The sequence below is a fragment of the Enterococcus sp. DIV1328a genome (assembly GCF_050536905.1).
GTDB lineage: Bacteria > Bacillota > Bacilli > Lactobacillales > Enterococcaceae > Enterococcus > Enterococcus faecalis.
Genome location: NZ_CP172912.1, coordinates 2780101 through 2788402 on the forward strand (window position 1 = coordinate 2780101; position 8302 = coordinate 2788402).

Genomic DNA, 8302 nt, shown 5'->3' on the forward strand with positions numbered 1-8302 from the left:
CCTATGTTAAAAAGGCTAATAGTAAGCCACCAGCAATTACAGAAGCGATTTGTCCTGAAACGTTGGCACCAGCAGCATGCATTAAAATAAAGTTTTGTGGGTCTTCATCTGTAGCCATTTTTTGAATGACCCGACTAGACATTGGGAAAGCGGAAATACCCGCAGCACCAATCATTGGATTGATTTTTTCTTTTCTAAATAAATTCAAGAATTTAGCAAAAAGCACGCCGCCGACTGAGTCCATAATAAAGGCGACTAACCCTAAGCCAATAACCATCAACGTATCGACTTTTAAGAACTCTGCATAGTTCATGCTAACGGAAATAGATAGTCCTAGCAAGATACTAATAATATTGACCAATTCATTTTGAGCTGTAATGGATAAACGATCCAAAACGCCACATTCTCTTAATAAGTTCCCAAACATTAAGAAACCAACTAATGGTAATGACACCGGCGCAATTAACCCTGCGACAATCGTAATAACAACCGGGAAAAGAATTTTCGCTGTTTGAGAAACTTCACCGGCCCGATAAGTCATACGGATCCGACGTTCGGCTTTCGTCGTCACTGCTTTAATCGCTACTGGTTGAATAATCGGAACTAACGCCATGTAGGAGTAAGCGGCAACCATTATGGCCCCCATGTATTTTGAATGTAAGGTATTTGCTACGAAAATAGACGTTGGACCATCAGCGGCACCAATAATCCCAATCGAAGCAGCATCGTTTAAATCAAAACCTAATAAAACAGCCATAATAACTGTAAAGAAAATCCCAAACTGTGCAGCGGCACCAAACATCAACATAAACGGATTTTGTAACAATGGCCCGAAATCAATCATTGCCCCAATCCCAATAAATAATAATAACGGGAATAACTCTGTTTTTATTCCAAAATCAAAAAGAACATTAAACGGACCTGGCTCGCCGCCAGCGCTCAATACGCCGGAATTGGGAAAGTTCACTAAAATCGTTCCTAAACCCATCGGCACTAAAAGTGTTGGTTCATACTCTTTTTTTATTCCTAAATACATTAATAGTCCACCAATCAGCATCATCACAATGCGTCCTGGTTCTTGGCCCATTCCTATAACACCTTGAATCAGTGTCTCCACACAAATCACTTCCTCTTCTTAAATTAATTCTAGTTAATTGTTATTAATGGTTCCCCTGGATTCACAATTTGGCCTTGGGTAACATGAATTCCTGTTACCGTACCTGCTTTTCCTGCAACGATTTCATTTTCCATCTTCATTGCTTCTAAAATTAACAATGGTTGGTTCTCAGACACCGTATCACCAACATTGACTAATACTTTTAACACAGTTCCTGGCATTGGCGCAGGCATTGCATCTGCTCCTGCTGGGGCGGCTGGCTGTGCTGCTGGCGCTGGGGCTTCTTCAACAGCAGGGGCTGGTGTTTCTGTCGTAGCAACTGGCGCTGTTGGTTGTGGCGCAACAGGTGCTGGTTGTGGGACGCCACCGATTTCTTCCATCTCGACTAAATATTCTTTCCCATCAATTGAAATTTTAAATTTGCGTAACATAATGATCCTCCTCAAGGTTTTGTTTTGAAATTCTTTTGACAACTAGCTGAGACTCTTCTGAAAGCTCTGCAGCTATACTGGCTGCAATAATGGCAACTTCTTTTGCTTCTGGATTTCGTTTTGCGATTTTTTTGATAACAAAACGACTTTCTGGAAACTCTCCTGCTGCGATGGCAGTGGCCACAATACTTACCAATTGATATTCTTTTGGCTCAGCAGGAATATATGCTGGTATATCTATCCATCGCTTTTCCAAGTTATCCGCTTCACGTTGGATAACGCTTTCATTAATCTCGGTATCCTGCGTGTGTTGCTCTTTCTTGAATAAGGACTTAAATAGGCCCATATTGTCTCTCCTTTCACTAATTCTTGGTATACGTTCATTATAGAAAAAACCGTTAAAAAACCTAGTGAAAACACTAGCTCAGATTGTTCTTTTATTGTTTATTTTGTGAAAAAAACTCTGTAAACATTGGTATATAAGCATTTATCAGCCGTTAAGATTCTATTAATATTATATTAAGTTATTAATAAGAATTTGATTGTTGAATTGTTTTTTTGATGTTCTTTTTGTTTTAGGCTATTTATTCTCTGCGAAAGTTTGTATATTCTCACACTATAGACAAACACAAAAAATATTTTTTGTTGTAAACCAGAATACTGTGAAACATTTCTCATGGCTATTCTTTTTTATTAACACCGGTTGTTAACGCTTACAAAAAAGTTCTAAAAAAGAAAGGAAGAAAAACATGTTACTCACTATTTTAGCTTATGGTATGATTATCATCTTTATGTATGTAATCATGAAAAAGAAATTGTCACCGTTTACATCTTTAGTAATTATTCCTCTTATTTTTACTTTGATTGCAATTGCAACTGGAGTAGCGAGTCCGCCACCTGGTGCTGACGGTGTTGTCCCTGAAGTCAACATTGGGAATTTCGTCTTAGATGGGATTTCAACTACTTCAAAAACTGGTATTATGTTATTATTTGCCATTCTTTACTTCTCTATTATGTTGGATGCTGGTTTGTTTGACCCAATCACTAAAAAAATGATTTACTTTGCTAAAGGCGACCCAATGAAAGTCTTGATGGCTACTGCGGTAGTTGCTGCTGCTGTTTCCTTAAACGGAGATGGAACAACTACGACCTTGATTTGCTGTTCTGCGTTTATTCCCATCTACAAAAAACTTAATATGAAATTGATGAATTTAGGTGTGCTTGTTATCTTACAAAACACCATTATGAACTTATTACCTTGGGGCGGTCCAACAGCTCGTGCCATGGCCGTACTAGAAGTTGATGCCGACATTCTTTCTTATTTAGCACCTGGTATGATTTTATCTGTATTGTATGTTATCTTCTTTGTTGCTTATCGCATGGGGAAAAAAGAACGTGCTCGCTTAGGCGTGACAACGCTTACTGATAAAGAATTGGAAGAAATGACTATTGTTAACGATCCTGAGTTATTAGAAATTCGTCGTCCAAAGAATTTTGCATTCAATGGTATTTTAACGATTGTCTTAATCGGATGGTTAGTCCTAAGTTCATTCGTTGGTCAATTAGGTTTGCCTTCGTGGATTGAAATGCCACCGTTATTATTATTCCTAGTTGGTACTTGTATCGCTTTAATGATCAACTATCCAAAATTAAAAGATCAAAGCAGCCGTATCAGTGCAAATGCTGGTGATGCTGTGCAAGTAGTTATCTTAGTTTTTGCTGCTGGCGTCTTCATGGGCTTATTCCAAGGTTCTGGTATGGCCAATGCCTTAGCAAATAGCTTTGTTAATATTATTCCAAAACAATTAGCCGGCGCTTGGGGCTTAGTGATTGCGTTCATTTCAGCACCAGGAACATTCTTTATTTCAAACGATGGTTTCTATTTCGGTGTCTTACCAGTCCTAGCAGAAGCTGGACGTTCTTATGGATTTGACAATATGTCTATGGCTTTAGCTTCCTTAATGGGGCAAGCGTTCCACTTATTAAGTCCATTAGTGGCATTTATTTACTTGCTATTACGTTTAACTGGTTTAGATATGGGCCAATGGCAAAAAGAATCGGCAAAATATGCCTTAGGAATTTTCGTTATTTTCGTTGTTACAATTGTTGCTTTAGGTCACATGCCTTTATTTATTCCACAAAATTAAACGTCGTCGCTGAAACCGTAGGAGTGCCTTTTCTCCTCGGTTTTCTTTTCATTTTGTCTTTTCTTGCGTTATATTTTCATTTTTAATATTATATTTATTATCTATAAAAATAACCTATAGGGAGGTGCCTCATATGAATCCAACGGTTGAAGCAGTAAAACGGAACTTAGATTTAACCAGCAGTAAACCTCTAAAAATTTGTACCTACGAAGCCTTTAAAAAAACCATTATTTTAGGGGATATTCCTGCGGGTGAACGGATTAACGAAAAAGAATTTTCCGAGCAATTAAACATTAGTCGGACGCCCATTCGCTTTGCTTTACAAGAATTGGTCAAAGAACAATTGGTGGAACATATACCTATGGTGGGTATCGTGGTTAAAGGGATTAGTATGAAAGATGCTTATGAAATTTATGATATTCGTAAATCTTTGGACACTTTAGCAACCATTAAAGCCATGGAACTCATGACACCAGAAGATTTTGATGAATTGGAAGCCTTACTTCTCGAAGGAGAACAATACAATAAAAATAACCAAGTAGATGACTTACTACAGAACTTTTCAGATTTTAATTCCTTTATTTATACTAAGAGTCAGATGCTACGTTTAAAAAAAATTGTGACTGATCTCCATGCTTACTTAATCTATTTCAGAGATATTGCGATTCGTGCCTCAGAACGTCGTAGTATTGCCCTAGAAGAACATTGGTTAATTTTCCGCGGAATGAAAACAAAGAATATTGACCAGATCACACTTTTAACCCATGAACATCTAAATCGTTCGCTTCAATTTATTTTGAAAGAAATGGAACGTCGGCAAATTGAATAAGCAAAAAAGACCCGCAGTCGCTCGTGCAGCTGCGGGCCTTTTTTCATTTTTTTTGTACGCAACCATCTGGCGTAAAGGTATAACCAATGCCCCAAACGGTCCGAAGGTAACAAGGTTCTTTCGGGTTTTCTTCTAATTTACTTCGTAAACGATTAATAAAAACCATAATCGTATTCGCATCGACATCCCCAGTACCCCAAACACTGCTGTAAATTTGTTCTTTAGAGAATACTTGCTCGGGATTCTCCAGAAAAAATTGAATTAATTGAACTTCTTTCGAAGACAATGAAATAGGTAAATCCTTTTTAAATAGTTGATAACGACCATAATCAAAACGGAAATCGCCTACCTGTAGCTCTTCTTTTTTATAAACATTCAATTGTTTTCGAATCATTCGAGCTCGATTCAACGAAGCAATCACCTGAGCCTTAAAAACATTCAAGGAAAAAGGTTTCGTTATATAACTATCCACGCCCATTTCCAAGGCTGCAATAATATCCTCTTCTTCTTTTTTGCTACTAAAAAAGATAATTGGCACTAGTGGATATTTCTCTCTAATCATTTGGACTAAGTAGTAACCATCGCTGTCATGTTCCAAGTTATCATCTAAAATGAACAAATCAAAGGTAACTCTGGACACGATATCTTTTGTTTTTTCAATTGATTCACTTTGGTAAATAAGAATACCTGTTGATTGTAATGCTTTCCAAATCAAGCGACGAACTGCTGCATCATCATCTACAACCAGTATTTTCTCCGTACGCATACCTGTTGCTCCCCCTACGTCTCTTTACAAAACTTTTTCATTTGAATTTACTACTGGAGTAATTACTGATTATCATAACATAAAAAAAGAAACGAAGATGGCTAAAAAATCATTTAACAAAGAAACGTTAGCAACTATTCAGTCCCTGCTGAGAGTTGCCAACGTTTCTTTGTTTGTTTAAAAATACTTCTTAACTGGTTCAACCACTAAATACCGATAAGGTTCATCCCCTTCAGAATGGGTTTTGATTTGCTCATCTTTACTTAGCGTGTGATGAATTTGTTTTCTTTCAAAAGCCGGCATTGGTTCCAAGAAGACTGGCCGCCCAGTACGTTTGGCTTTTTCCGCGGTGCGTTTCGCTAAACGTTCCAAAATTTCATGACGTTTTTCACGATAATTTCCGACATTCACAACAATCGATAGCTTATTGCTTGCAATGCGGTGAATAAAGACTTGCGCTAAATACTGTAACGCATTTAACACTTTTCCGTGTTTTCCAATTAAGATACCTTGTTTTTCTGTTTCTAAATGGAAGATAATATTGCCATTCTCGCGCGCTATGCGAACCATGGCAGGGGCGTTCAGTTCATTTGAAATATTCGTTAAATACATCGCTAATTCAGTAATAGCAGCTTCGTCTTCCAGATTTTCTAAAGAATGTGTTGATTCCTCTGAGAGACTAGGAATTGCTTCGGTTAATTCCTCAACTGCTTCTTCCACTGCTGTTGCTTCATCGGCAACAACAATATCTTCCACTGTTTCTTCGACCGCTTCTGTGACTTGCTCACTAATCGTTGGTTCCATTGAAATTTGGGCAAGTTTTTTTCCTAGACCTAAAAATCCTTTTTTTCCTTCGTCTAACACATCAATTGTAACATCCTCTTTGGTTAAACCAAGTGCTTGTAAGCCTTTCTGCGTTGCTTCTTCGATTGTATTTCCTTCATAAATCGGCATCTGAACGACCTCCTTTATTTTTTCTTCCCTTTTTTCTTAGGACTTTTTGCTCGTTCAAGCGCTCGCTCCCGTGCTTTGGCTTGACGTGCTGCTTCCTCCCGCTCTTTACGGATTTTGAATGGATTGTTTAATAACAATGTTTGCCCTGTTTGGAAGGCATTTGAGACCACCCAGTAAAGAGATAAACTGCTGGCTAATGAAATCCCCATAAAGAAGATCATCGCTGGCATAACGTAATTCATAATTTTCAGTGAGGCATTTGTTTCTAGTTGGCTCATACTTGAAAGATACGTACTAGCAAACGTAAAGACAGCTGCTAAAATCGGTAAAATTAAATACGGATCCGGCTTATCGAGGCTTAACCACAAGAACGTTCCTTCTTTTAACTCAGGCACGCGTGAAATGGCTTGATACAAAGCCATCATGATTGGTAGTTGAACCAACAGTGGTAAACAGCCAATGTAAGGATTCACATTATTCTCTGCATACAAACGTTGCTGTTCTTCTCGGAATAAGCGTTGTGTTTCAGGATCTTTTGAAGAATATTTTTGTTGCAAGGCCTTTAATTGCGGTTGCAACTCTTGTGTTTTACGCATACTCTTCGTTTGGAAATGCATCAACGGCAATAAAATAATCCGGATGACTAACGTAAATAGGATAATCCCAATTCCGACACTGCCGCCTAATGATAGGAACTTAATCGCTTGGGCAAAATAATAAACAATGTATCGATCCCAAATTCCTGTACTACTTTCACTTACGGGCGCGGTTCCGCAGGCGGATAAAACAAAGACTAAGGTCACTAACCCAGCCATTAATAATAAGCGCTTATACTTCTTCACTACTCAATTCCCTCTCTTACATCTAATATTTTAGCTAAATTTAACACATGTGTTAAATTAGCTTTCACTTCTTCAGACGATAATTTTTCCAATCCTGGACGTGCAATCACGATAAAATCAATTTCTGGAGAGATACGGTCTTTTAATTGAAATAAACTCGCGCGGATTTTCCGCTTCACAGCATTTCTTGTGACCGCGTTTCCAATTTTCTTCCCAACAGAAATCCCCACTCGAAAATGGGCTTGTTGTGGTTTCTCTAAAACGTACACCACGAAACGACGATTTGCACAAGATTGTTTTTTATTAAACACCTGTTGAAATTCTTTTTCTTTCTTGACACGGTAGGACTTTTTCATCGGCATCCCTTTGTTTCTATATTTTTTTACTTCTTAATAATAATAGCATATTTCCGCTCTTTTTTAGTAGCCTTTTCTATAGAATCCTGCTTTCTTTTATTGAAAACAGAAAAAGAACCCTTAGTTATCTTCACATCTTCCAAAAAATTATGGAGATAACTAAGGGTTCTTAGAAATTGACTGTTTAAAAGACCAGACCATCATTAAGCAGAAATAACTTTTCTACCTTTACGACGACGGCTTGCTAATACGCGACGGCCATTTTTAGTGCTCATACGTTTACGGAATCCGTGAACTTTTTGGCGTTTACGTTTGTTTGGTTGATACGTTCTTTTCATGCAATTACACCTCCTGAAATTGTAACTATCCATCAATATATAGACATACTTTGATAGTATAACGAGTAATAGGGTCTTTTGTCAATAAAATTTAAGAAATATTTCCTGAGAAAGATTCGTTTCAATTATCCACAAATTAAATTTTCCTGTGAGTAGCTTGTGGATAGTTTTCCACATTTTTTTCTGTTCACAGCCATTTTTCCACTAGTTTTACACAAAAAAACAGCCTGTTAAAAAGTTTTGCACAGGTGTTTTTTCAGCTGTTGATAAGTTCTTGAAACATGATTGTGGCAAGCTTAATTATTCTCAACTTTTTGTGGATAACTCATTCAGCAACCACTTTCTTCCGCAAGTGTCGACACCCTGTGGAAAACTTTTTTCACCCTTGTGTACTTTTTTTCCACATTGAACAATTGCTTGTGGAAAAAGTTTTAAAAAAATGCTAAAATCGACTATGCTCATTCTTTTAAGTTATCCACATTTTTTAGATAACCAAAATTTAAACATATAGGAGGTCACTGT

10 protein-coding genes are annotated in these 8302 nt (G+C 37.4%); 2 read left to right on the plus strand and 8 right to left on the minus strand.

Annotated features, from left to right (window positions below):
* Window position 1: 1 nt before the first annotated feature.
* From IGL93_RS13315 to IGL93_RS13325, 3 genes are read right to left on the minus strand one after another with little or no spacing between them, the layout of a single operon-like run.
* The gene (locus IGL93_RS13315) at window positions 2-1117 is read right to left on the minus strand and encodes a sodium ion-translocating decarboxylase subunit beta (RefSeq protein WP_002383526.1); all 1116 of its coding nucleotides are present in this window, start codon (window positions 1115-1117) and stop codon (window positions 2-4) included.
* Window positions 1118-1146: 29 nt separating this feature from the next.
* Window positions 1147-1548, minus strand: a complete 402-nt coding sequence (locus IGL93_RS13320) for an acetyl-CoA carboxylase biotin carboxyl carrier protein subunit (protein ID WP_002363547.1) — start codon at window positions 1546-1548, stop codon at window positions 1147-1149.
* A complete protein-coding gene (locus IGL93_RS13325; RefSeq protein ID WP_002356004.1) occupies window positions 1532-1894 on the minus strand; it encodes a hypothetical protein in 363 nt (120 codons plus the stop codon). The genes IGL93_RS13320 and IGL93_RS13325 overlap by 17 nt, the downstream gene beginning before the upstream one ends.
* Window positions 1895-2297: 403 nt before the next feature.
* On the opposite strand from IGL93_RS13325, the gene IGL93_RS13330 reads away from it, so the two are divergent.
* Entirely contained in the window at window positions 2298-3695 is a 1398-nt protein-coding gene (locus IGL93_RS13330; protein WP_002356005.1) for a CitMHS family transporter, read from the plus strand.
* A 133-nt stretch (window positions 3696-3828) separates the two neighbouring features.
* Window positions 3829-4524, plus strand: a complete 696-nt coding sequence (locus IGL93_RS13335; protein ID WP_002356006.1) for a GntR family transcriptional regulator — start codon at window positions 3829-3831, stop codon at window positions 4522-4524.
* A 43-nt stretch (window positions 4525-4567) separates the two neighbouring features.
* Here IGL93_RS13335 and IGL93_RS13340 read toward each other — a convergent pair whose 3' ends face one another.
* From IGL93_RS13340 to rpmH, 5 genes are all read right to left on the minus strand, one after another.
* The gene (locus IGL93_RS13340; RefSeq protein ID WP_002363545.1) at window positions 4568-5290 is read right to left on the minus strand and encodes a response regulator transcription factor; all 723 of its coding nucleotides are present in this window, start codon (window positions 5288-5290) and stop codon (window positions 4568-4570) included.
* A gap of 177 nt (window positions 5291-5467) precedes the next feature.
* On the minus strand, window positions 5468-6244 hold the full coding sequence (jag, locus tag IGL93_RS13345; protein ID WP_002361456.1) for an RNA-binding cell elongation regulator Jag/EloR: 777 nt from the start codon (window positions 6242-6244) through the stop codon (window positions 5468-5470).
* A 14-nt stretch (window positions 6245-6258) separates the two neighbouring features.
* On the minus strand, window positions 6259-7086 hold the full coding sequence (locus IGL93_RS13350) for a YidC/Oxa1 family membrane protein insertase (protein WP_002356010.1): 828 nt from the start codon (window positions 7084-7086) through the stop codon (window positions 6259-6261).
* A complete protein-coding gene (rnpA, locus tag IGL93_RS13355; RefSeq protein ID WP_002356011.1) occupies window positions 7086-7442 on the minus strand; it encodes a ribonuclease P protein component in 357 nt (118 codons plus the stop codon). The genes IGL93_RS13350 and rnpA overlap by 1 nt, the downstream gene beginning before the upstream one ends.
* A 203-nt stretch (window positions 7443-7645) precedes the next feature.
* Window positions 7646-7780 carry a 50S ribosomal protein L34 gene (gene rpmH, locus IGL93_RS13360; RefSeq protein WP_002356012.1) on the minus strand — a complete coding sequence of 45 codons (135 nt, stop codon included), beginning with the start codon at window positions 7778-7780 and terminating at the stop codon, window positions 7646-7648.
* Window positions 7781-8302: the final 522 nt, after the last annotated feature.